Raw genomic sequence first — 22,705 nt, 5'->3', positions numbered from 1 at the left:
CTTAACTCACTTTTTATTTAGAAATGGCTTAAATGCGCTGGAGGCAATCTCTTCAAAACCTTGTTCTGTTTTCACAATCATGAACACAGGAATATTGTATTGCTCTGCAACCTCAATACCTTTCGTCTCTCCTAGTACCATTAATCCAGTCGCTAGGCCATCTGCCGTCATTGAAGATGCATCCAAAACGGTAACTGATACCACTTTATTATGGATGGGTTTGCCAGTGATTGGATTGATAATGTGAGAATAACGCACACCATCTTGCTCAAAATAATTACGGTAATCACCTGAAGTGGCAATTGCCAGATCACCAGGTTCAATGATCTCTTGAGCGGTACGTTCATCAACTGTCGGTTTTTCTATAGCGATTCGCCAAGGTACGCCTTCTCGATTTACGCCTTTTAAGCGCATCTCACCACCGACTTCAACCATGTAATTGACAATGCCTTGTGATTGAATGTAGTCAGCAACCACGTCGACTCCCCACCCTTTCGCAATAGTTGAAAGGTCCACATAGAGATTAGGAAGATCTTTACTTAACGTAGTGTCGGTTGCGCTAAGATGCTCAATGCCTATATTGTTTTTACGCTCAGCCAATTCAGCATCACTTGGCACCACATCAGGACGAGCTTCAGGGCCAAAACCCCATAGGTTAACCAAAGGACCAACAGTGACATCCAATGCACCTAAAGTAAGACCGTTAAGACGCAGCGCTTCTTTCACCACGGTTGCGGTTTGAGAAGAAACCGTAAAAGGTTCCGTTCCTTGATATTGATTAAAACGGCTGAGCTCAGAATCTTTACGATAGGTCGACATTTGATCGTTCACTTCTTCCAATAACCGATCAACTTCCTTTTGGAGAGCCTCCGAGCTAGGGATCCCTTCAGCTTTCAGGTACTTAATATTGTAAGTCGTGCCCATAGTAGGGCCACTGAGATGAACTTGCTCAACCGATTTTTCACAACCCGCCAAGATGAATAGAGAAGCTAACGCAACAAGCCATTTTTTCACTTGTTTACTCCTAAAAATGAAAGTGAATATAGAAAAGAAGTGGTTATAGAAAAGAAATTCCTACACCTATTTTCTATGTTAACTGAGTTGGAATTCAAAGCCACAAGGCAAAACTAAAACTAAAAAAACAATGGCTGACTCATCAGAGCCAGCCATAGGTTTTACTTACTTCAGTGAATTAACCACCGAAGTCATCAAGAAGGATGTTCTCATCTTCTACACCAAGGTTCTTCAGCATGCCAATCACAGCCGCATTCATCATCGGTGGACCACACATGTAGTATTCACAATCTTCAGGCGCTTCATGGTCTTTCAGATAGTTTTCATACAATACATTGTGGATGAAACCTGTGTATCCATCCCAGTTATCTTCAGGCATTGGATCAGAAAGCGCACAGTGCCATACGAAATTCGAGTTTTCAGCTGCAAGGCCATCAAAATCTTCAACGTAGAACATCTCACGCTTAGAGCGCGCACCATACCAATAAGACATCTTACGGGTAGATTTTAAACGCTTAAGCTGATCGAAGATGTGTGAGCGCATTGGAGCCATGCCCGCACCACCACCGATAAAGACCATTTCTGCATCCGTATCTTTGGCAAAGAACTCACCAAATGGACCAGAAATAGTACATTTATCACCTTCTTTCAGTGACCAAATGTAAGAAGACATCTGACCCGGTGGCACATTGGGATTATTAGGCGGCGGCGTAGCAATACGCACGTTTAGCATAATAATACCGAACTCTTCAGGGTAATTCGCCATTGAGTAAGCACGAATAATATCTTCATCAACTTTTGACTCGTAGCGGAACAGGTTAAATTTGTCCCAATCGCCACGATACTCTTCTGGCACGTCAAAATCTGAATATTTGATGTGGTGTGCTGGCGCTTCGATCTGAATGTAACCACCAGCACGGAAAGGCACTGACTCGCCATCAGGGATCTGAAGTTTAAGCTCTTTAATGAAGGTGGCTTTGTTGTCGTTAGAGATAACGGTACATTCCCACTTTTTAACACCAAAAATTTCTTCAGGAAGTTCAATATCCATGTCTGTTTTCACAGCCACTTGACACGCTAAACGTTCACCCTCACGAGCTTCACCTTTAGTAATGTGATCAAGTTCAGTAGGAAGAATATCACCACCTCCAGATTTCACTTTTACACGGCATTGACCACAAGAGCCGCCACCACCACACGCCGATGATACAAAGACACCAGAACCTGCAAGTACGCTCAGTAGCTTACCACCTGGATTAGTCACAATAGACTTATCTGCATCACCGTTAATTGAAATTGTAATGTCGCCTGTTGGAACTAGCTTAGATTTAGCAAATAGAATTACCAAAACGAGTGCTAGAACAATCAGGGTAAACATCACTACACCAAGAATAATGTCCATTGACTATTCCTTAATTGTTGCGGTTTACCCGACTTACAGTTGAACACCAGAGAAAGACATAAAGCCTAACGCCATTAGACCCGCCGTGATGAAGGTAATCCCTAAACCACGTAAACCCGGAGGTACATCTGAATATTTCATTTTCTCACGGATACCGGCAAGAGCGACAATAGCTAACATCCAACCCACACCCGAACCGAAACCGTAAACGACGGATTCAGCAAAGTTATAATCACGCTGAACCATGAAAGATACACCACCAAAAATGGCGCAGTTCACTGTGATTAAAGGTAAGAAAATGCCCAGCGCGTTATACAAAGGTGGGAAAAAACGATCCAATATCATCTCTAAGATCTGTACCAATGCGGCAATAACACCGATAAAGGTAATGAAATTTAGAAATGTAAGATCAATATTTTCACCCAATGCACCCGGTTTAAGTAACAAGTTATAAACCAAGTTATTCACTGGTACTGAAATGGTCAGAACAACAGTAACCGCAATCCCTAAACCAAACGATGTCTTTACTTTCTTAGATACAGCAAGAAATGTACACATACCCAAGAAGAAAGAGAGTGCCATGTTTTCGATAAAAATCGATCGAACAAGCAAACTGATATAATGTTCCATAACGCCCTTACTCCTTCGCTTCTAGTTGTTCAGGTTTGAACGTGCGAATCGCCCAAATCATGAAGCCAATTAGGAAGAATGCCGAAGGTGCTAGCAGCATCAAACCGTTAGGTTGATACCAGCCACCATCTTTCACAAGAGGTAGAACTTCCATTCCAAATAGCTTGCCTGAACCAAGAAGTTCGCGGAAGAAACCAACAGTGATCAATACAAAACCATAACCCAGACCATTACCGATACCATCGATAAAGGAAGGAATCGGTGCCGACTTCATTGCAAATGCTTCAGCACGGCCCATTACGATACAGTTAGTAATGATCAACCCTACGAACACCGATAGCTGTTTCGAGATATCGTATAAGTAAGCACGTAGGATCTGGTCAACAACAATAACCAATGAAGCAATGATCGCCATCTGAACGATGATACGCACACTGTTAGGTATGTGGTGACGAATTAACGAAACGAATAAGTTAGAGAAAGCCGTTACAAACATAACGGCTAGCGTCATAACAAACGCCGTTTCCAACTTAGTGGTTACCGCAAGGGCAGAACAGACACCAAGCACTTGAAGTGCGATTGGGTTGTTATCCAACACCGGCGCTAGAATGCTCTTTTTAATCTCTTTTGCGCTAGACATTAGTTCAAACCTCCGTCACGAACTTTTGCTAGGAATGGACCAAAGCCCATATCACCTAACCAGAAGTCGAAAGTGTGTTGAACACCGTTACTGGTTAGTGTTGCGCCAGAAAGTCCATCAACGCCATGCTCAGATCCGGCAGGAGCGCCACCTTTCACAACTTTAATTGCAGGTTGGTGGTTGTCATCAAACAATTTCTTGCCAACAAATTGAGCACGCCATGATGGGTTTTCAACTTCACCACCCAATCCCGGAGTTTCACCTTGTTCGTAGTAAGTAATGCCGGAAACGGTATTACCATCGGTTTCTACAGCCACAAATGCGTACATCATTGACCACAAACCATTACCGTGTACAGGCAGAATCACCTTGCTGGTTTTATCGCCGTCGTTCACCAGATAAACCACACCAACATTCGCACGACGTTGGATCTTCGCTTTATCTTGTTCAGCGCTCAGCTTGATCGATTCAGAGGCTTCTTTCGCTGCTTTGCGTTGATCGTAGTTAGCTGCATCGCCTTCAACAAAGTCACCCGTGTTGAAGTCAACCAGACGTGGTTCAATACTTTTATTGAACAACTCAACGATTTGTTTACTGCCTTTCGCTTCAATGCCAGCGACTTGCAGAATTTTGCTCTGCTTGTCCAGCGCCGCATTTTCTCTTTGCTTGTCACGCAGGCCAACCGCTGCTGTCGATACGATGATTGAGCACACTAAGCTCAATGCGATAACAACAAACAGCGTTTTTTTAATGCTATCGTTATTACTTGCCATAGCGTGCTAGTCTCCGCTTGATGTTCTTCTCAATCACAATATGGTCAAACAAAGGTGCAAATAGGTTCGCAAATAAGATCGCCAGCATCATACCTTCTGGGTAAGCTGGGTTAACCACACGAATCATCACACACATTGCACCAATCAAAATACCGTATGCCCATTTACCTTTGTTAGTAAATGAAGCCGATACTGGGTCGGTTGCCATGAAGAACATACCAAACGCAAAGCCACCAAGTACCAGGTGCCAATGCCAAGGCATATTAAACATTGCATTTGTGTCTGAACCAATAACATTGAACAGCGTTGATATGGCAATCATACCTACCATAACACCCGCAATAATGCGCCATGAAGCAATGCCCATGTAGACAATAAATGCCGCGCCAATCGCCAGTGCTAACGTCGATACTTCACCGATAGAGCCAGGAATGTTACCAACAAATGCATCCATCCAAGTAATGGCTTCGCCAGTGACCTTATTGATCAGAGCACCGTTACCACCTTGAGCCCATTGGCTTAGCGCCGTTGCACCTGAAAAACCATCTGCAGCTGTCCAAACAACGTCACCAGAGATCTGTGCTGGGTAGGCGAAGAATAGAAAAGCACGACCGGCTAATGCTGGGTTTAGGAAGTTACGCCCGGTACCACCAAAGATTTCTTTGGCAACAACCACGCCAAAGGTAATCCCTAGAGCGGCCTGCCATAAAGGCAGTGTGGGTGGAACAATCAGAGCAAACAAAATTGAAGTTACAAAGAAACCTTCGTTAACTTCATGCTTACGCACCATACAAAACAGCACTTCCCAAAAACCACCGACCAAGAATACCGTGGCGTAGATAGGTAGGAAGTAAGTCGCACCGAGCAGCATCATACTTGCCCAACCGGCTTGCGTACTTAATGTACCGCCAAGCATTTCAGTTAGCCAATAGTGCCAGTTACCACTGATGACTGTCGCCAATTCAGCGCCAGAATACAGATGGTTAAGTGCAGTAATCGATTGGTGACCAACGTTATACATACCCCAGAACATCGCTGGGAATACCGCTAGCCAAACCATGATCATGATGCGTTTGAGGTCAACGCTATCACGAACGTGTGAGCTTCGTTTTGTAACTAAACCAGGCGTATAAAAAAGCGTTGCGGCTGCTTCATACAAGGCAAACCATTTTTCATGTTTGCCGCCAGGTTCAAAATGATGCTCGATGTCTTCAAGAAACTTTTTAAGGCCCATGAAAATTACCCTTCCTTCTCAATCTTGTCTAGGCACTCACGAAGTAGCTGACCATATTCGTATTTACCAGGACATACAAAGGTACACAATGCGAGATCTTCTTCGTCCAGTTCAAGGGCACCGAGACGTTGAGCGCTATCGATGTCACCTGCACATAGGTCACGAAGTAGGAGCGTTGGTTCCATATCTAGTGGCAACACTTTTTCATAGTTACCAATAGGTACCATCGCACGATCACTACCATTGGTTGTGGTTGTCATGTTGAACAACTGACCTGTGAATAGATGACCAAGGAAAGAGCGAGTGACTGAAAATTTGTTCTTGCCAGGCATTGCCCAACCAAGAAAATCTTTGTCACGACCTTCACGCAGAACCGATACTTGGAGGTGGTAACGACCAAGATAAGCTACAGGCCCCGCCGCTTTCACACCAGAAAGTACAGAACCAGAGATGACACGAACTTCGCCCGGCATCAATTCGTTATCCGTTAACTCTTCGAGGCTAGCACCAATCTGAGTACGGACAAGACGAGGTTTGTTGACTACGGGTCCTGCAAGCGACACCACTCGTTGTGTGTATAGCTCACCGGTTAAGAACAATTGACCAAACGCAATCACGTCTTGGTAATTGATGCTCCACGCCACATTGACTGCATTTACTGGATAGAGGAAATGCATGTGAGTCCCTACAAGACCTGCAGGGTGTGGGCCATCAAACACATGTTCTTCAACGTTTGGCTGTGAAGAGCGTGGTAAGCTAGTACCAGATTTACAGACGTAAACCTTGCCCTCAGTCAGAGTTGAAAGGATATCGAGACCAGCGACGAATGCTTCAGATTGCTCATTAATGATCGTCTCAGGTTTTGCCGCTAATGGATTGGTATCCATTGCTGTCACAAAAATAGCCTGAGTTGAAGACTCAATTGCTGGAACCTTGCTAAACGGACGAGTACGCAACGCAGTCCAAAGACCAGACTCAACTAACTGAGTTTTAACCGTTTGACGGTCAATACTTGCTAGTTGGCTAGCTTCAAAGCTATCGAACGTGATTTGCTCATCACCTGCCACTTCAATCACTACGGATTGTAGGACACGTTTGGCGCCACGATTGACTTCGATAACCTTACCGCTTGCTGGTGAAGTAAATTTAACACCCGGATTCTTTTTATCTTCAAAAAGAATTTGAGCTTTCTTTACTTCATCGCCTACGCGAACATGCATGGTAGGACGCATGCCAACGTACTCTTCGCCAAGCAAGGCGACTTTAGTGATGGTCTTACCATCATTAATCACCTGGGAAGGAGTTCCTGCAATAGGAAGGTCCAAACCCCTTTTTATTGTAATCATACGCACTTGCACTATTTTATCGGGAAAAAGATTCTTTTAATTGCGTAAGTTCAAGGCTTGTTTATCTTTCATGGTCGTTCTTGATAAGAGGCCAAATGAAAGTTAAACCAGCCTTAGACACGACATTTCTGTGTCCGATTTTGGCTTGTTTTAAACGCCAGAACCGCAACATCCTTTTAATAACCTCATCACAAGTATGGTATGAGATCCATTAGGTGCAATAGTCTAGCATTTTTTCGGAACCTGATGCCATGACCAATCCTCTGATAAGTCGTTTTATTTGGAAGGATTTGAATCATAAAGGCTAGCGAATAGTCATAACTTTGAAGCATCGCACAAATAACCTATTCCTTACCCCTTATGAGTATTTATTTTTATTCACTACCTAAAACAATTTCTCTCAACTTGTTCATCTCGTCAATTTGTTTAAATACTGTTAACATTCCGCTCAAAAACAGAACAAGAGAACGGCATATTCAGACGGTTCTGAACGAGTTATTTTCCACCGCCCATACACATAGGACTATCAGGTACGCCACTAATTTGCGCCTGCCACTCTTGTGGTGTGTAGGTATGAATCGAGAGTGCATGAATGTGGTTCGCTAACTCTTCTGCCAACACTTGGTTAACCTGTCGGTGACGGCCGATCAAACGCATTCCTTCAAAACTGTCACTCACCACAATGACTTTAAAATGGCTTTCCGATCCTGAAGGCACATTGTGCATGTAGCTTTCATTTTCGACTTTCAAATAATCAGGGTGAAATGCTTGATGCAATTTTTGTTCGATTATGGGTTGGATCATACCGTTGCCTTTCTTCCTCAAATAAGAGCATGAGAACATATACGAGTGTAAAGAGATTTAAGTTTAACTAGCCTTATAGAATAGCGAAAGGTTTTGGTTCCTTGTTTCTACGCCATTTGAGACAATGCATCCGTAATTATCACTACGACCTATAAAAAATTATGAAAACAGAGTTGGCACTGCATGATCAAACGTTGAGCTTGCACCGTTTCCCACATCGTTCAAACGAAACATTACAAGCTTGGGATGCGGGCGATGAATATGTGATTAATCATATTGAAGCGTTGAATTTAGCAATAGGCAAACGCATCCTTATTTTAAACGATCACTTTGGCGCTCTATCGTGTTGGTTTGCAGATAAGCATCACGTCACCATGATGAGCGACTCTTTTATTTCGCAACAAGGTACGTTAAACAATCTTCAGCGCAATCAGTGCCGCAACGTGCAATTGCTCTCAACAATGGATGCCATCCCTGAATCGGTCGATCTGGTGCTTTTTCAATTGCCCAAGAGCAATCGCCACTTGGTTTGGCAATTAAGCCAACTCCGTCAGTCCCTTGCCCAAGATTGCCCTGTGATAGCGGTCAACAAAGCGAAAGAGATCCACACATCAACCTTAAACTTATTTGAAAAGTATTTAGGTTCAACAAGCACTTCTCTTGCATGGAAAAAACACCGCCTCGTTTTTTCAGCACCGAACGTATCACCGATTGAAACGGTGGAACCCATAACTGAATGGGCCGTAGAAAGCGAATCCATCCGTCTAAAAAACCTGCCGAATGTCTACTCAGGTGAGGGATTGGATCTCGGCGCACGCTTTTTTCTACAGCATCTTCCACAAGATCCTAAGTTACAGCACATCATCGACCTTGGATGCGGCAACGGGGTGTTATCAATCAAGATGGGCCAACTCAATCCTCAAGTACGAATGACCTGCGTTGATGAAAGCTTGATGGCCGTCGAGTCTGCAAAGCTAAATTTGCTGGAGAATTTAGGAGAAGATCGCAATATTCAATGCATTGCGAATAACTGCTTAGATGGTTTTCAACAAGAGAGTAGCTGTTTAGTATTGTGCAACCCACCATTCCATCAACAACAAGCTATCACGGATCACATTGCTTGGCAGATGTTCTGTGATGCAAAGCATGTTCTTAAAAAAGGGGGACGATTATTAGTGATCGGCAATCGCCACCTCGGCTACGATGTAAAACTAGCAAGATTATTTGGCCAAGGGCAGGTAAAAACTGTCGCGACCAACCATAAATTTGTTATCTTACAAGCAACTAAATAGGCAAGGATAAGAAAGGAAATGACCATGAAAAAACTGGTTCTCGCAGCCTCAATCGCATTACTCACCGCTTGTGCCGCACCTCAGCAACAGCAAATCAACTTTATGCCTACTGCAACGACCAGCAAAAATACGGTCGTCAACAATAAAGCCTTTACTCTGGTTAGCAAAGATGTTCGATCGGCGCAATATGTGGCTTTAGTGGATAGTGGCCGCTCTAATATTGAGCCAATTCATGCCAAACAAAATGTTCGCATTGCGGTTGAGAATGCGTTGGCAGAACAATTTAACTCTCAAGGCTATCGCTTAACAGTGAACAGCGAAAACAATGTCACCGTTGAAATTGCAGAAGCACTAGTGACGGTAAAACACAGCGTCATGTCGAATGAAATGGATGGCAGTGTCACGCTTGAAATCACCGCGGAAACACCAAAAGGCAAATTGGTGAAAACGTTCAACGGAACGGCAAAACGTTCCGGTACACTCAGCGCTTCAAATGATGAGATTGAAATGGTACTCAACGATGTCATGAACTTGGTACTTAAAGAAATTGCCAATGACAGCGAACTTAATGGTTATTTACAGGAGCGCTTTTAATGTTACGTTCTCTCGTTACGACATTAGCGCTCGTCAGTTGCACTGCGTTTTCGGCGCCCAACGTCCTAATTGAGACGAACTTAGGGTCATTTACTGTTGAGCTTAATACAGAGAAAGCGCCAACGACTGTCGCAAACTTCGTAAAATATGTTGAAGATGGCAGTTATGTTGGCAGCCAGTTCCACCGCGTTATCCCAGGATTTATGGCACAAGGCGGCGGATTTGATGCGGATTTAAAACAACTCACCACTTACGCTCCCATCAAAAATGAAGCGAGCAATGGGTTGACTAATGACACCGCGACGATCGCAATGGCCCGTACCAATGATCCTAACTCGGCTACTCGCCAATTCTTTATTAACTTGGTCGATAATGATTTTCTCAACTACAACGCTCGCCCACCGGGTTATGCCGTCTTTGGTAAAGTCACGCAAGGGTTTGATGTTGTGCAAAAAATGGCTCAACAGCCGACCAGCACGAAAGGACGAATGCAAGACGTCCCCATCGAACCAATCGTTATTACGAATGTCACACTAGAACAATAACCATACCAACGCCGATTTATCGGCGTTTGATTTTATTGGGTCGCCTTTCGACCTAAGCTGCTTTACTGACAAGGATTCGCTGTATGCCATCAACCTCCTCCTCTCTCACTTGGATGGAAACTATCCGTAGCTATCTTGATAAACGCCTATTGTGGGTATTTATGATGGGGTGTTCGAGCGGTTTTCCGTGGGTTTTGATTGGTTCAAATATGTCAGGATGGCTAAAAGATGCAGGCTTAACCACCGCTGCAATTGGTTATTTTGGTAGTGTCTTCGCAGTTTACGCGATTAATTTTCTATGGGCCCCATTGGTGGATCGCGTCAAATTACCCATTCTGACGCCATTATTAGGTCAACGCCGCAGTTGGGTATTTTTGTGCCAATCGATCATTTTGATCTGTACGTTGCTGATTGCGGGTGTCAATCCAGCCCAAAATTTGATGTTTACCTCAATGCTTGCCTTGGGCATTGCGATCGCTTCTGCCACTCAAGATATCGCGATTGATGCTTTTCGTATCGATACTTTCCCCAAATCACAAGCCAATAAGCTGCCACAAGCCTCCGCCATGGCCATCATGGGGTGGTGGACTGGATATTCTCTGCCGGGCTATCTCGCTTTTATAAACGCCGATAGTATCGGTTGGAATGCCGTTTATTATGGCATGGCACTCTGTGTCGGGCTGTTAATGCTTTTCACGCTCTTGGTGGGAGAACCAAAAACACATCGCGAAGCACTACAGCATCAAGCGGAGCTGCGACACAATCAGGTAGTTGGTTCGAAAGTCATCGCGTGGTTCACCGTTACCGTAATCGAACCATTTCTCGATTTCTTCAAACGCAATGGCGCGCAAGTAGCACTAACCCTGCTGTTGTTTGTCTTTTTATTCAAGATTGGCGAAGCTTTTCTTGGCCGAATGTCGATTCCATTTTACAAAGAAATTGGCTTTAGCAACGAACAAATTGGTCACTACTCGAAGTTAATTGGTTGGGGAGCAACCCTGTTCTTCACTTTGATTGGTAGTATGTTTAACGTGCGATTTGGTATTGTTCGTGGCTTGATGATTGGTGGCATCGCGATGTCTGCCAGTAATTTGATGTTTTCGTGGATCGCTCAAGTTGGCCCTAATGAGCATCTGTTCTTGGCGACCATAATTGTCGATAACTTTACCACTGCGTTTTCCACCGTGGCCTTTGTTTCGTTTCTTACTGTGTTAACAGGGCAGGCATTTTCAGCAACGCAATATGCGCTATTGGCCTCTCTAGGAAACTTTGGCCGCACCACGCTGGCTTCCTTTAGCGGGGAGTTGGTCGACTATCTCAATAATTGGTCACTATTCTTTATTATTACCGCACTGATGGTAGTACCAAGCCTTATCATGCTCTACTCACTGCGCCATTATTTTGCTGATTTACTGCAAAAAGCTCGGCAGAGAGACATCGATGATATTGCCAAGCAAGGCATTGATAAGCGTTAGATGAAAAAAAGGTCGTACAATACGACCTTTTTTAATTTGATGTGCCTGCTATGGACTACGGATAGAGACCTTTACCAAATAAGTTAAACACTCTCGCAACACCTTGCGTAAACAGCATCGGCTCAGTTAGCACCGTTAAGCATAAACAATCTTCATCCACTTTGGTAAAAGGGCTGTGTTTAATACTCGCATCTCTTTGAATGAAATCACCCACTTTATAATGCCCATCTTCATCACTGAAGCCACCATGGAGCACCAAGGTCGACTCAACCCCTTTGTGTGTATGCTGAGGGATCTGCACGTTGTGATTGATGTACATCAGGTTCATGCGAGAGTCTTCAGCAATATCTAGGTGGGCACTAAAAACTTTACCACCATAGCTGCGCCACTCGCCTTTGAAACGAATCAGTTGGCTCAGCGTACTAGGCAGCATAATAACGCGATCATTGACTTTAATTTCTATCGGCTCAGGCTTACGCAAGGTCGATGGGTGTAGAGTATCCAGTGCTGTGATCGTTTCAAACATCTGGTTTAAATGATCATCATTAGAAGCGGCCATTCTTTGTTGCGGTAACGATTGACTCAACAATGCTTCGGCGGCCCGAGTTTCTAAGTATTGAACCTGTTGACGACACTGAGTACAGAGTTCAAGGTGAGTGGCAATCATAATGCCATGCGCCGCATCAATTGAACCATTGGCATACTGCTGCAGTACTTCGTTGCTTGGATGGTTGCTCATAATTGCTCCGCTTGAATAGAATGTCTAAGTTTTTCAACGGCTAGTCGTAAACGCGATTTGACAGTACCGAGAGGAATATTGAACATCTCCGCAACCTGCTGCTGGGGCAGTTCTTCAAGATACACCGCCTTCACGATGGCTTGCTGAGCTTCAGGCAACAACGCCACAAACTTTAATATTTGCTCTTTTAACATGTCATGTTCAGGACAATAATGTTCAACCAAATCAGGTGGGCAGTAGTCAGTTGGCCAAATATCATCGGCATAAACATGTAACTCTCGTCCGCGCTGCTTACGCAGGAGATCAAAACACAAATTGCGTGCAATCGTGTAAACCCACGTCGAAAGCGAACTTTTTCGGTTATCGAATAGATGCGATTTCTGCCACACAGTGGTCATGGTTTCTTGCACCATTTCTAACGCCACTTGCTCACTGCCTACATGCTTAAACGCAAACTGTTGTAAGCGAGGAGAGAAATAACGAAACACTAAGGCAAACGCCTGCTTATCACGTTGCTTGACACGTTCCATGCATTCAGCCCAGTCTTGCTTGGTGTAGCTTGGGCTTAGCGACACACTATGCTGAGAATCACTGCTCATGCTGCGCTCTTCCTTTAGGAGTAACCGTTGTTATTGGCATACAGTAGCCATAAACCTTTATACGTGAGTAATGCATACATCGATCACTCGTCGTATTCTTTTTTATACAAAGCCACTACTACAGAGCGACTTCTCGTTTAAGTTTACTGCACGCTTTCAAAGTTAGTGTGAGACTTCGATTACCTGCAATAAAAAGTCAACCGCACTGTGCGCGTCATCCTGCCTCATTAAATCATCAAATTGTTGAATCGAGATAGGGAGCAGCTCTAGCCATCGCTGCGCCACCCAACTGGCATCATCAAAAAAACAGTGCGAATAGAGCTCGCCAAGCTGAGGAAATTGCTGATAAACCGCTTGTAGCTGGTGGCTTAAATACCATTCGTGAGGTTCTAAATCTCTTACTGGCCAACTGGGCAATGACGTGACCTGAGCAACTCGCAGGCCATCAAATTCGCTCACTACTGACTCTATTTTAAAGCGCTCCATTCCCATCACGGTTAATCCTAACATCCCATTGTCGAGCGCTTCAAAATCAACAATCTTAACCAACATCCCAAATTTAGATAACTGATTTGCTTTATTGCCTTTTTTGTTATCAATCAAACAAATCCCAAATGTAGAGTCAGACTGGCTGGATTGAGTGACCATCCTCTTATACCTTGATTCAAAGATCCGTAGCTTCATTTTCCCTTCTGGTAAAACGATTGAAGCTAAAGGAAACAGCATCAATTTCTTCATCATTCATCACTCTTCATCATGCCCGTCAATAAATACGTTGAAGATTACAAAACGATCACTAACTAAAAATGTTGGTTTATCGATTTGCATAAAACAATACTAAAGCAAACGTTTAAGTGATTAAAATCACATTAAAGATGCAAGCGAACGAAATATTAATTTAGTTCCGAGCAAATATTCATTAACGTGACCGTAGTCACTAAGTTTGTTCACTTTTGCATTCGCAATCACTTTTAATTGAGATTTTTATCGTTATTATTCGGGCCAATTGAACGCACATCAGAAATATACGTGTGCTGAATTATGACAAAACATAGAGAGTCCCCCTTATGCGTAAATCACTTCTAGCTCTAGGCCTAATGGCTGCAACTTCTGCTCCAGTTATGGCCGCTGACTATTCAGATGGCGACATCCATAAAAACGATTACAAATGGATGCAATTTAACCTAATGGCTGCAATCGATGAATTACCAGGTGAATCATCGCATGATTACCTAGAGATGGAATTTGGCGGCCGCTCAGGGATTTTTGATCTGTACGGTTACGTTGATATCTTTAACCTGCTAAGCAACCCAAGCAGTGACAAAGCAAATAGCCAAGCTAAAATGTTCATGAAATTCGCACCTCGCATGTCTCTTGATGCTGTCACAGGTAAAGATCTTTCATTTGGTCCAGTACAAGAGTTGTATGTGGCAAGTGAAATTACTTGGGATGGTGTTAATACAACAAGTACAACTTTCGGTGTTAACCAACAAAAAGTTGGTTTGGGTTCAGATGTAAATGTTCCATGGTTAGGTAAAATTGGCCTGAATTTCTATGGTAACTACGATTCAAATAAGAAAGATTGGAACGGCTTCCAAGTATCAACCAACTGGTTTAAACCTTTCTACTTCTTTGAAAACGGTTCATTTATCTCTTACCAAGGTTACATTGACTGGCAATTTGGCATGAAAGACGAATACAGTGCAGAAAGTAGTGGTGGTGCTATGTTTAACGGCATCTACTGGCACTCTGATCGCTTTGCGGTTGGCTACGGCCTTAAAGGCTACAAAACCGTTTATGGTCTTGAAGATGGTGGTTTCGCTGGTAAAACGTCAGGCGTTGGTCACTACCTAGCTGTGACTTACAAGTTCTAATCGAACCTAAGTTTTGGCAAATGGCGCTCTCGAGCGCCATTTTTATTGCTTTCCATTTCTACCTCATTATCCTTGGCGCAAAGTCAAATATGGAGAGGTGTTATGAATATCGTCGTGCTTGGGCCGGGCGCGGTTGGGTTGCTTTGGGCGACAAAGCTGCATGCTGCTGGACACCGCGTTTCATTATGGGGCAGACAACCTCAATCTTCACTTTCCATTGCTTTAGATAAACAGGCGTCTATTACCCTGCCCTGCAATGATCACAGCGCGCTCTGCCATGCCGATCTCTTACTGATTACCGTTAAGGCTTGGCAAGTCGAGCAAGCGCTCACTCCGCTGCTGAATACACTCAATCGTGACACCATTTTGCTATTTATGCACAACGGCATGGGCGCGCTTGATTCGATGCAGGATCCACTGAATGACTTTCCTATTGTGCTTTCAACCACCACGCACGGTGCACTCAAGCCGTCAATGAATCAAGTATTGCATACTGGCAAAGGCGTAACTCAATTAGGGGCTTACAACGCCCAAGGCAAGCAGTGTCAGTTTCTAGTGGATGTACTACAGCATACATTGCCAGACGTAATGTGGAATAACACGATTGAAGAAGCACTATGGCATAAGCTTGCAATTAACTGCGCGATTAACCCGCTCACCGCATTAGAGCAATGTCGCAATGGTGAGTTAGCCGATGAACGCTTCCAACGGCCGCTGGAAAATATTGTTGCAGAAGTCGCCGATGTCATGAGCGCTGAAGGCTTTGCGATCACTCAATCATCACTGCTTGCTAAGGTTAAGCAGGTGATTCAAGCCACAGCAGAGAATTATTCGTCAATGCATCAAGATATTTTCTATCAACGTAAGACTGAGATAGACTTTATTACGGGCTATTTACTGAAGAAAGCAGAGCAACATCAGCTCGCAACACCAGAAAATAGTAAGCTATATCACGCTATTCAACAGATAGAACACAGTTGGAAAAACCAATGAGTAAACGAATTTTAGTCCCGATAGCTACGGGCTGCGAAGAGATGGAAGCGATCACCGTGATTGATATGATGGTCAGAGCTGGCTATCAAGTCGTGGTTGCCAGTGCTAATCTCGACGGGCAATTGATGATGAAAGCCTCACGCGGAGTGACATTAACCGCAGACTGTAAACTGCTGGATGTGATCGATGAAGAGTTTGACGTGATTGCGCTGCCCGGTGGCGTTGGAGGCGCTGAGATCTTTCGTGACAATCCAGTGCTAATCGAAATGCTCAAGCAACAGCATAACCATGGTCGATGGTTGGCGGCTATTTGTGCCACGCCAGCCTTAGTTTTGCAACATCATCAGCTTTTCCCGCAAGCGATCATGACAGGGCACCCGGCTTTTCGCGATCATATCCCCACTGATTTATGGCGAGATCAACGAGTAACCATCGATACAAACCATCAATTAATCACCAGCCAAGGGCCGGGAACAGCACTTGAGTTCGCGATGGAGATCATCATATCACTCTCAGGTAAAGCACACGCATGGTCAGTTGCACAGCCAATGGTGACACTGGCAGCATTGAATTATCACAAGTTAGGTGAGCAATAATGTTTGACGTGCAGACCATTCGCGATCAATTCCCCGCACTCAATCAAGCCGTGGATGGCGAAACTCTGATTTATCTAGACAGCGCCGCTACCACGCAAAAGCCACAAGTGGTGATAGATGCCATTAGTCATTACTACAGTACACAAAATGCCAATGTACATCGTGGTAGCCATCGCTTAACGGCCAAAGCGACCAGCGATTTTGAAGCGGCGCGTGACACTATGGCTCAATTTATTGGCGCATCATCTCGTAAAGAGATTATTTGGACTCGCGGAGCGACCGAAGCGATCAACCTGATCGCGCAGACTTACGCACGTAATACATTGCAAGCCGGTGATGAGATTCTGGTCAGTGAAATGGAACACCACGCCAATATAGTGCCTTGGCAAATCGTCGCGGCTCAAACCGGAGCAAGCGTCGTCAAAGTCCCCATCACGCCAGAGTGCCACTTTGATCTTGAGGCTTTTCAAGCACGATTATCGAGTAAAACCAAAATTGTCGCCCTAGCCCATACCACCAACGTGACGGGCACTCGCCAACCGATTGAAACCGTGATTAAACTGGCGCACCAAGTCGGCGCGGTGGTCGTGATTGATGGCGCGCAAGGAATTGTGCATGAAACCGTCAACGTGCGCGAACTCGATGCCGACTTTTATCTCTTTTCTGGGCACAAGCTTTACGCTCCCGCTGGCATTGGTGTTCTATACGGAAAATTAGCGCTGCTTGAAACAATGCCTCCATGGCATGGCGGCGGCAAGATGGTAGAAAAAGTGTCGTTTGAAGGCACAACATTTGCCGAACTGCCGGGGAAATTTGAAGCAGGCACACCGAATGTCGCCGGGGCGATAGCCCTTGCCAAAGCAATCGAATGGTTACAAAACTGCAATCGGACGACCGTAGAAACTCACCTGCATAGATTGCAAGCACGTACTTATCAAGCCCTGCAACAGCTCGATGATATTCGCGTAATCGGCTATCAACCGAATGCCAGTATTCTCAGTTTTGTGATGGATGGCGTTCATCATCAAGACATAGCCACCTTACTCGATCAGCAAGGCATCGCGGTTCGCTCTGGCCATCACTGCGCTCACCCATTAATGGATGCGCTCGGGTTAACTGGCACCGTGAGAATTTCGTTTGGTATTTACAATACCAAACAAGAGGTTGAACAGTTGATCGCCGCCATCACTAAAGCGGTTGATATGCTGTAATAATTCCCCCTTTCATCAAAAGGGGGAGATGCTCAGCTTGGATCGATATTTTTTATCTTATCGACAATGGCTTTAAGGCCATTACCACGTGAAGGACTTAAATGGGCAATCAAGCCTATTTTTTCAAAATAAGCATCCACATCAAACGCTTGAATTTGTGCGTAGGTCTTGCCGTTGTACGCAGCAAGGACTAAAGCAATTAAACCACGCACAATCCGCGCATCCGAATCGGCACAGAAAGACCATATTCCTTGGTGCTCCTGCCCCACTAACCATACTTGACTCTCGCAGCCTGCAACACTGACTTGCTGCGATTTCAAAGCATCAGGCATCGTGGGCAATAACTTCCCCCACTGGATCACTTGTCGATAGCGATCTTCCCAGCCAGTAAAATTTTGCATGGTCGCCACAATGTCATCAGCGCTAATCTCACGACCAAAGGGGGAGGCAGGAAAAGGAGTCATTAACGTTACACCTTATGTTTCTGAATTAACTTTTCAACAATGCGCGCTACGGCAACAAAACCAAAGGTTGCGGTAACAACCGTCGCAGCGCCAAATCCGCTGGCGCAATCCATCCGCTTTGGCCCTTCTGCGGTTGATTTCACCGCGCACACACTGCCATCGGCTTGCGGATATTTGAGCTGCTCTGTCGAGAACACGCAATCAATACCAAACTTACGCGCAGGGTTTACAGGGAAATTATGGCGATGACGAAGCGTATCTTTGAGTTTTTTTGCCAATGGGTCTTGAATCGTTTTGGTTAAATCCGCGACCTTGATTTGAGTTGGGTCAACTTGACCACCCGCACCACCGACGGTAATCACTTTAATTTTATTGCTACGGCAATAAGCCAGTAGTGAAGCTTTCGCTTTCAAACTGTCTATCGCATCAAGCACGTAATCGAACGTTTGACTCAAATAGCGGTGCTGATTATCTGGCGTGATAAAGTCATCAATTAAGTGCACCACACACTCAGGGTTGATGAGCTTGACCCGCTCGGCCATCACTTCAATCTTACTTTGCCCAACCGTACCGCTCATCGCATGGATTTGACGGTTGATGTTGGTGACGCACACATCGTCCATATCAATCAGCGTTAACTCGCCAATGCCGGTGCGCGCCAATGCTTCGACTGCCCACGAGCCAACGCCACCGATACCAATCACACACACGTGCGCGGCGCGCAGTATTTCAACCTCACGATTTCCATAAAGGCGACGAGTGCCTCCGAAGCGTTGGTTGTAGCTATCTGAAGCGGGGGTATCGAGTTCACGCATAATTAAAAGTCCGATTGAAAGCGATAGAAAAATAAAGAGTGCGATTTATACGCACTCTTTATTTAAAAGTCTAGGTCGAAACCTGTGTCACTATTGTAGCTTTTCAGGCGGCAATGCCCAAGGTGCTTGTGTGGCTGAGTTTTCTAACCCCAGTTTCCAAACGCGACCAAAATGTTTGTAATGCCCTGCTTCCGTTCCGGCGCGCTCGCCCATGCCATGGTACAGATCGAGGTGGTTATCTTTTACCGCGCCGCCCGTATCTAGCACAATCAACATTCTCAACTGATGAGCGCCACTCCATGTACCATCGGCATTGAGCAGCGGCACTTCTGCTAAAATAGGTGTGCCCATTGGAAAGATGGAACGATCTCCGGCCACCGAGGCCATCGGCAGGAGTGGAATACCGGCAGAGCCAGTGACGGGGGCTGCCGCTTTGGGCGCAAAAAAGACATAGGAAGGATTTTGCTCTAGCAGCTCTCTTACCGTCGGTTCATCATTGACTAGCACCCATTCCTTGATCGCTTTGAGTGACATTTTCTCTCGTGTCACTTCACCTCGTTCAATCAAGACTTTGCCAATACTGATGTAGGCTTTGTTATTCTTACCCGCGTAAGCGAAGTACTCAAGCGTATCGTCATCTTCAAAATGCACAAAACCACTGCCTTGCACCTCCATAATGAAAGGGTCAATCAGGTTCGCCGCATAACCTAACTCAAGCCCTTTTTCAGCTAACGCACCATCATAAATTTGCGCACGCGTTGGGCAATCGGCCGAACATTCAGGCAAACCAAATACGGGATATTTGAATATTTCATCCGGTTGATGGCGAAGCTCCATTACCGGAGAAAAATAGCCAGTGAAAAGCACATTACCTTTTTTATCGCCACCACCAAGCTGCGCCGCTTGTATTCCAAAATTCGCCAAATCTTGTGGATCACCACTTTGCAAAATCCATTCACTGATCTGTTGATACAAAGGTTGATAAATCGCTGCCATCGACGCCGAGCGAGTCACCACTTGTTCGCTCTGTTTGGAAAATTGCGTAAAGTCACGTGGCGTATTGGACTGCACCGTGTCTACTTTGTTGAGCGCTTTAAAGAAATTACCATCCAAATATTGCTGAGCACGGTCGGTCGGTTGCGCACAACCAAACAGCAGCAGTACTGCCGCAAGAGGAAAAATTTGCTTAATCACAGAAGTTATCCGTTATTTGAGTTGCTAAAAGCATGACAAACTCGCGCCTAAACCGCAATCAGCGAATTGTTAACGGAGGTTTTTTTGGTATTTTCCTGACAATCGGAAGGTTGGATTGTAGTGCGACGACGACATTTGTGTCATTTCAGTATTGTTATCATCACGCATTTTGTAACGATAGCTCGTATCACCAATCTGGTATTCTAAAAAATGACCATCAAACTCAAATGAAGTGGTGAGTACTCGGCCACTACTGATCACGCCGGCTTTCCCCAATTCAATTCGTTTGGCTGAATAAGGGGCAACATACTGCTCAACCCAAACTCCATACACCTCATCTTTTGGCGAAAAATAGTTTTCCAACCGAGTAAAGAGATCACCGTATAGCGACGCTACGGAAAGCAGGCCAATCATCACAACCAGCATCAAGCCTCGTTCAATGTACTTACGTCTTCGCAAGTTTGTGAACTGAGGCGTAGCCGTAAGGCCTACGTTTTTTGTCATTTTCATGCGACTCAACTCGTTGGTTTTGGCCATATTTCGCCTTTATTGGCAAGCAGTCTAACGTGTCCTAAATCAGAGATAAAATCGGCGATTGAATAATTGCACCAAACTCAAAAAACCACTTGCCGACACGTGAATAAAAAGTCATTATTTGAACATATTTAAACACCAAGGTGCTCTCAGAGTGAAAATTCGCAGTACAGCTCTCGTTAAAGGATTTAGACAATCTGCTCCCTATGTTAACGCTCACCGCGGTAAAACCATGGTGATCATGCTCGGCGGTGAAGCGATTGCCGATAAAAATTTCGCTAATATCATCAGCGATCTCGCACTGCTGCATAGCCTTGGTGTCAAAATTGTTTTGGTGCACGGTGCTCGCCCACAAATCAACCAGATTCTGGCGACACATCATTGCTCCACTCCTTATCACAAAGGCATTCGGGTCACTGATGAGGAAGCGCTCAGCTTAGTCATGCAAGCCGCGGGGCAGCTTCAACTCGCTATCACAGCACGCCTTTCAATGAGCTTAAATAACACGCCAATGGCTGGTACTCAGCTCAATATCGTTAGTGGTAATTTTGTTATCTCTCAACCATTAGGTATAGATGATGGTGTCGATTATTGCCACAGTGGCCGCATTCGCCGTATTGATATTGAAGGCATCAACCGTATGCTTGACCAAGGTTCGATCGTGCTACTGGGGCCAATTGCGAGTTCCGTCACTGGCGAATGTTTTAATTTGCTCTCTGAAGAAGTAGCCACACAAGTCGCAATACGCCTAAAAGCAGATAAGCTGATCGGCTTTTGCTCAGAGCAAGGCATTATCGATGAGCAAGGCAATGCGATTGCTGAACTGTTCCCATCTGATGTTGAACGGATAATGCAGCGTATTGAAGCAGATACCGACCAAGTTCAGGATAATAGCTCAGGTACCTCACGCTTTCTGCGTGCCGCCGTTTCAGCGTGCCGTGCAGGTGTGCCACGTAGTCACTTAGTCAGTTACAAACAAGATGGTGCTTTGATCCAAGAGTTGTTCTCTTTTGACGGGATCGGCACTCAGATTGTCATGGCAAGTGCCGAACAAGTCCGTCAGGCACAGATCGATGATATCGGCGGAATTTTCGATTTAATCCGCCCGTTAGAAGAACAAGGAATATTAGTACGGCGTTCACGTGAGCAGTTAGAACAAGAGATCCACAAATTCACGATTATTGATAAAGATGGCTTATTGATTGGTTGCGCCGCGCTTTACCCTTACCCAGAAGAGGGCATGGCAGAAATGGCGTGTGTCGCTATTCACCAGGAATATCGGGACGGCAACCGCGGTTTATTGTTACTCAATCACATGAAGCAACAAGCAAAATCGATGCGTTTAGATCGCCTCTTTGTTTTGACAACGCACAGTTTGCATTGGTTTAGAGAACAAGGTTTTTATGAAGTCGGTGTGGAATCGTTACCGATAACTAAACAGAGTTTGTACAACTATCAACGCCGTTCAAAAATTTTAGTCCTGACGCTCTAACGTCAGGATATTGTATTTATTCGTTAAGTTATGGTGAATAGTTTATCTTTGATCAAGTGCAAACGTTTTCATTGTTTTGTATACAAAATAAGCGCTTTATTTAACTTAATATTATGTGTAGAATCCGCCGACATCATTAATGATGTACATTTAATGAACAACACAGGAACTTGGCTTTATACCGATTGGTCAGATACCAGTAGGTCGGCTTGCACGGATTGCTTTTACTACGACACGTACTTAAGAGCAAAAATTCTATGAAAACTGTTATTTGTAACTCACTTCAAAGCTTTTGGGATATGGCTGATAACCAATTCCTTGAAGGCCAACATGTGCATTGCGTATTTCCCGTTAACGACAAGCTACGAGTCTTTATACTCAGCTCGCAAGATCGTTATAAAATCAGAAACATCTCTTTTACTCATGCTTTCGCATAGCAGCACAC

General features: G+C 44.7%; 25 protein-coding genes. 10 read left to right on the top strand and 15 right to left on the bottom strand.

From position 1 onward, the window contains the following. Positions 1-6: 6 nt before the first annotated feature. The 8 genes from DD616_RS08095 to DD616_RS08060 all read right to left on the bottom strand — a co-directional run bounded on the left by DD616_RS08095 (position 7) and on the right by DD616_RS08060 (position 7,843). On the bottom strand, positions 7-1,014 hold the full coding sequence (locus tag DD616_RS08095; protein ID WP_105977238.1) for an FAD:protein FMN transferase: 1,008 nt from the start codon (positions 1,012-1,014) through the stop codon (positions 7-9). 178 nt (positions 1,015-1,192) lie between these two features. Then, the gene (nqrF, locus tag DD616_RS08090) at positions 1,193-2,416 is read right to left on the bottom strand and encodes an NADH:ubiquinone reductase (Na(+)-transporting) subunit F (protein ID WP_013856176.1); all 1,224 of its coding nucleotides are present in this window, start codon (positions 2,414-2,416) and stop codon (positions 1,193-1,195) included. Positions 2,417-2,449: 33 nt separating this feature from the next. Beyond that, positions 2,450-3,046 carry an NADH:ubiquinone reductase (Na(+)-transporting) subunit E gene (gene nqrE, locus DD616_RS08085; protein ID WP_013856175.1) on the bottom strand — a complete coding sequence of 199 codons (597 nt, stop codon included), beginning with the start codon at positions 3,044-3,046 and terminating at the stop codon, positions 2,450-2,452. Positions 3,047-3,053: 7 nt separating this feature from the next. After that, a complete protein-coding gene (locus DD616_RS08080) occupies positions 3,054-3,686 on the bottom strand; it encodes an NADH:ubiquinone reductase (Na(+)-transporting) subunit D (protein ID WP_013856174.1) in 633 nt (210 codons plus the stop codon). Next, positions 3,686-4,459 (bottom strand): Na(+)-translocating NADH-quinone reductase subunit C, encoded by a 774-nt coding sequence (locus DD616_RS08075; protein WP_094147720.1) that lies wholly within the window; start codon positions 4,457-4,459, stop codon positions 3,686-3,688. The genes DD616_RS08080 and DD616_RS08075 overlap by 1 nt, the downstream gene beginning before the upstream one ends. Continuing rightward, positions 4,449-5,693, bottom strand: a complete 1,245-nt coding sequence (locus tag DD616_RS08070) for an NADH:ubiquinone reductase (Na(+)-transporting) subunit B (protein ID WP_013856172.1) — start codon at positions 5,691-5,693, stop codon at positions 4,449-4,451. The genes DD616_RS08075 and DD616_RS08070 overlap by 11 nt, the downstream gene beginning before the upstream one ends. Positions 5,694-5,698: 5 nt before the next feature. Beyond that, positions 5,699-7,039 carry a Na(+)-translocating NADH-quinone reductase subunit A gene (locus tag DD616_RS08065; RefSeq protein ID WP_026027642.1) on the bottom strand — a complete coding sequence of 447 codons (1,341 nt, stop codon included), beginning with the start codon at positions 7,037-7,039 and terminating at the stop codon, positions 5,699-5,701. Positions 7,040-7,534: 495 nt separating this feature from the next. Then, positions 7,535-7,843 (bottom strand): BolA family protein, encoded by a 309-nt coding sequence (locus DD616_RS08060; protein ID WP_026027643.1) that lies wholly within the window; start codon positions 7,841-7,843, stop codon positions 7,535-7,537. Positions 7,844-8,004: 161 nt separating this feature from the next. On the opposite strand from DD616_RS08060, the gene DD616_RS08055 reads away from it, so the two are divergent. From DD616_RS08055 to DD616_RS08040, 4 genes are all read left to right on the top strand, one after another. Next, on the top strand, positions 8,005-9,135 hold the full coding sequence (locus DD616_RS08055) for a methyltransferase (protein WP_094149699.1): 1,131 nt from the start codon (positions 8,005-8,007) through the stop codon (positions 9,133-9,135). Between the two features lie 24 nt (positions 9,136-9,159). Continuing rightward, a complete protein-coding gene (locus DD616_RS08050; protein ID WP_208872161.1) occupies positions 9,160-9,729 on the top strand; it encodes a YajG family lipoprotein in 570 nt (189 codons plus the stop codon). After that, complete coding sequence (locus DD616_RS08045; protein WP_013856167.1) at positions 9,729-10,274, top strand: peptidylprolyl isomerase; 546 nt, start codon at positions 9,729-9,731, stop codon at positions 10,272-10,274. The genes DD616_RS08050 and DD616_RS08045 overlap by 1 nt, the downstream gene beginning before the upstream one ends. Positions 10,275-10,357: 83 nt before the next feature. Beyond that, positions 10,358-11,749 (top strand): AmpG family muropeptide MFS transporter, encoded by a 1,392-nt coding sequence (locus DD616_RS08040; RefSeq protein ID WP_208872160.1) that lies wholly within the window; start codon positions 10,358-10,360, stop codon positions 11,747-11,749. A 55-nt stretch (positions 11,750-11,804) separates the two neighbouring features. Here the strand turns inward: DD616_RS08040 and DD616_RS08035 are convergent, their stop codons facing one another. From DD616_RS08035 to DD616_RS08025, 3 genes are all read right to left on the bottom strand, one after another. Continuing rightward, positions 11,805-12,488 (bottom strand): ChrR family anti-sigma-E factor, encoded by a 684-nt coding sequence (locus DD616_RS08035; protein ID WP_208872159.1) that lies wholly within the window; start codon positions 12,486-12,488, stop codon positions 11,805-11,807. Beyond that, a complete protein-coding gene (locus DD616_RS08030) occupies positions 12,485-13,087 on the bottom strand; it encodes an RNA polymerase sigma factor (RefSeq protein ID WP_013856164.1) in 603 nt (200 codons plus the stop codon). The genes DD616_RS08035 and DD616_RS08030 overlap by 4 nt, the downstream gene beginning before the upstream one ends. Positions 13,088-13,249: 162 nt before the next feature. Next, positions 13,250-13,825: an LON peptidase substrate-binding domain-containing protein gene (locus tag DD616_RS08025; RefSeq protein WP_026029151.1), complete on the bottom strand. Its 576-nt coding sequence runs from the start codon at positions 13,823-13,825 to the stop codon at positions 13,250-13,252. A 329-nt stretch (positions 13,826-14,154) separates the two neighbouring features. Between DD616_RS08025 and DD616_RS08020 the strand changes: the two genes are divergently transcribed. From DD616_RS08020 to csdA, 4 genes are all read left to right on the top strand, one after another. Next, positions 14,155-14,961: a nucleoside-specific channel-forming Tsx family protein gene (locus DD616_RS08020; RefSeq protein ID WP_208872158.1), complete on the top strand. Its 807-nt coding sequence runs from the start codon at positions 14,155-14,157 to the stop codon at positions 14,959-14,961. A 102-nt stretch (positions 14,962-15,063) separates the two neighbouring features. Beyond that, positions 15,064-15,954 (top strand): 2-dehydropantoate 2-reductase, encoded by an 891-nt coding sequence (gene panE / locus DD616_RS08015; protein WP_208872157.1) that lies wholly within the window; start codon positions 15,064-15,066, stop codon positions 15,952-15,954. Then, entirely contained in the window at positions 15,951-16,550 is a 600-nt protein-coding gene (locus DD616_RS08010; RefSeq protein WP_064625831.1) for a DJ-1 family glyoxalase III, read from the top strand. The genes panE and DD616_RS08010 overlap by 4 nt, the downstream gene beginning before the upstream one ends. Next, positions 16,550-17,761: a cysteine desulfurase CsdA gene (gene csdA, locus DD616_RS08005; RefSeq protein WP_208872156.1), complete on the top strand. Its 1,212-nt coding sequence runs from the start codon at positions 16,550-16,552 to the stop codon at positions 17,759-17,761. The genes DD616_RS08010 and csdA overlap by 1 nt, the downstream gene beginning before the upstream one ends. 32 nt (positions 17,762-17,793) lie before the next feature. On the opposite strand, the gene csdE is transcribed toward csdA, so the two are convergent. The 4 genes from csdE to DD616_RS07985 all read right to left on the bottom strand — a co-directional run bounded on the left by csdE (position 17,794) and on the right by DD616_RS07985 (position 20,771). Beyond that, on the bottom strand, positions 17,794-18,225 hold the full coding sequence (gene csdE, locus DD616_RS08000) for a cysteine desulfurase sulfur acceptor subunit CsdE (RefSeq protein WP_017046572.1): 432 nt from the start codon (positions 18,223-18,225) through the stop codon (positions 17,794-17,796). Between the two features lie 5 nt (positions 18,226-18,230). Next, positions 18,231-19,040 (bottom strand): tRNA cyclic N6-threonylcarbamoyladenosine(37) synthase TcdA, encoded by an 810-nt coding sequence (gene tcdA, locus DD616_RS07995; protein WP_017049732.1) that lies wholly within the window; start codon positions 19,038-19,040, stop codon positions 18,231-18,233. Between the two features lie 90 nt (positions 19,041-19,130). Then, positions 19,131-20,234 (bottom strand): murein transglycosylase A, encoded by a 1,104-nt coding sequence (gene mltA, locus DD616_RS07990; RefSeq protein WP_208872155.1) that lies wholly within the window; start codon positions 20,232-20,234, stop codon positions 19,131-19,133. A 69-nt stretch (positions 20,235-20,303) separates the two neighbouring features. Further along, positions 20,304-20,771 carry a DUF2850 domain-containing protein gene (locus tag DD616_RS07985; protein ID WP_013856155.1) on the bottom strand — a complete coding sequence of 156 codons (468 nt, stop codon included), beginning with the start codon at positions 20,769-20,771 and terminating at the stop codon, positions 20,304-20,306. 151 nt (positions 20,772-20,922) lie between these two features. Between DD616_RS07985 and argA the strand changes: the two genes are divergently transcribed. Together argA and DD616_RS17335 are read left to right on the top strand one after the other, a co-directional pair. Further along, positions 20,923-22,260, top strand: a complete 1,338-nt coding sequence (gene argA, locus DD616_RS07980; RefSeq protein ID WP_026027647.1) for an amino-acid N-acetyltransferase — start codon at positions 20,923-20,925, stop codon at positions 22,258-22,260. Between the two features lie 257 nt (positions 22,261-22,517). Next, positions 22,518-22,697 (top strand): hypothetical protein, encoded by a 180-nt coding sequence (locus DD616_RS17335; RefSeq protein ID WP_013856153.1) that lies wholly within the window; start codon positions 22,518-22,520, stop codon positions 22,695-22,697. The last annotated feature ends 8 nt before the right edge of the window (positions 22,698-22,705 follow it).

It is taken from the genome of Vibrio anguillarum (assembly GCF_003390515.1).
Lineage (GTDB): Bacteria > Pseudomonadota > Gammaproteobacteria > Enterobacterales > Vibrionaceae > Vibrio > Vibrio anguillarum.
This window is presented reverse-complemented; position numbering and strand designations above follow the sequence as displayed.

What these genes read in the sequence shown, in the direction of transcription:
- DD616_RS08030 (WP_013856164.1), bottom strand. Translation starts at nt 13,087, where the DNA reads ATGAGCAGTGATTCTCAGCATAGTGTGTCGCTAAGCCCAAGCTACACC.
- tcdA (WP_017049732.1), bottom strand. Translation starts at nt 19,040, where the DNA reads ATGCGTGAACTCGATACCCCCGCTTCAGATAGCTACAACCAACGCTTC.
- DD616_RS08060 (WP_026027643.1), bottom strand. Translation starts at nt 7,843, where the DNA reads ATGATCCAACCCATAATCGAACAAAAATTGCATCAAGCATTTCACCCT.
- DD616_RS08025 (WP_026029151.1), bottom strand. Translation starts at nt 13,825, where the DNA reads ATGAAGAAATTGATGCTGTTTCCTTTAGCTTCAATCGTTTTACCAGAA.
- nqrE (WP_013856175.1), bottom strand. Translation starts at nt 3,046, where the DNA reads ATGGAACATTATATCAGTTTGCTTGTTCGATCGATTTTTATCGAAAAC.
- DD616_RS08050 (WP_208872161.1), top strand. Translation starts at nt 9,160, where the DNA reads ATGAAAAAACTGGTTCTCGCAGCCTCAATCGCATTACTCACCGCTTGT.
- DD616_RS08070 (WP_013856172.1), bottom strand. Translation starts at nt 5,693, where the DNA reads ATGGGCCTTAAAAAGTTTCTTGAAGACATCGAGCATCATTTTGAACCT.
- DD616_RS08040 (WP_208872160.1), top strand. Translation starts at nt 10,358, where the DNA reads ATGCCATCAACCTCCTCCTCTCTCACTTGGATGGAAACTATCCGTAGC.
- DD616_RS08075 (WP_094147720.1), bottom strand. Translation starts at nt 4,459, where the DNA reads ATGGCAAGTAATAACGATAGCATTAAAAAAACGCTGTTTGTTGTTATC.
- panE (WP_208872157.1), top strand. Translation starts at nt 15,064, where the DNA reads ATGAATATCGTCGTGCTTGGGCCGGGCGCGGTTGGGTTGCTTTGGGCG.
- DD616_RS07985 (WP_013856155.1), bottom strand. Translation starts at nt 20,771, where the DNA reads ATGGCCAAAACCAACGAGTTGAGTCGCATGAAAATGACAAAAAACGTA.
- csdE (WP_017046572.1), bottom strand. Translation starts at nt 18,225, where the DNA reads ATGACTCCTTTTCCTGCCTCCCCCTTTGGTCGTGAGATTAGCGCTGAT.
- csdA (WP_208872156.1), top strand. Translation starts at nt 16,550, where the DNA reads ATGTTTGACGTGCAGACCATTCGCGATCAATTCCCCGCACTCAATCAA.
- DD616_RS17335 (WP_013856153.1), top strand. Translation starts at nt 22,518, where the DNA reads ATGAAAACTGTTATTTGTAACTCACTTCAAAGCTTTTGGGATATGGCT.
- DD616_RS08035 (WP_208872159.1), bottom strand. Translation starts at nt 12,488, where the DNA reads ATGAGCAACCATCCAAGCAACGAAGTACTGCAGCAGTATGCCAATGGT.
- nqrF (WP_013856176.1), bottom strand. Translation starts at nt 2,416, where the DNA reads ATGGACATTATTCTTGGTGTAGTGATGTTTACCCTGATTGTTCTAGCA.
- DD616_RS08055 (WP_094149699.1), top strand. Translation starts at nt 8,005, where the DNA reads ATGAAAACAGAGTTGGCACTGCATGATCAAACGTTGAGCTTGCACCGT.
- DD616_RS08045 (WP_013856167.1), top strand. Translation starts at nt 9,729, where the DNA reads ATGTTACGTTCTCTCGTTACGACATTAGCGCTCGTCAGTTGCACTGCG.
- DD616_RS08020 (WP_208872158.1), top strand. Translation starts at nt 14,155, where the DNA reads ATGCGTAAATCACTTCTAGCTCTAGGCCTAATGGCTGCAACTTCTGCT.
- DD616_RS08010 (WP_064625831.1), top strand. Translation starts at nt 15,951, where the DNA reads ATGAGTAAACGAATTTTAGTCCCGATAGCTACGGGCTGCGAAGAGATG.
- DD616_RS08080 (WP_013856174.1), bottom strand. Translation starts at nt 3,686, where the DNA reads ATGTCTAGCGCAAAAGAGATTAAAAAGAGCATTCTAGCGCCGGTGTTG.
- DD616_RS08065 (WP_026027642.1), bottom strand. Translation starts at nt 7,039, where the DNA reads ATGATTACAATAAAAAGGGGTTTGGACCTTCCTATTGCAGGAACTCCT.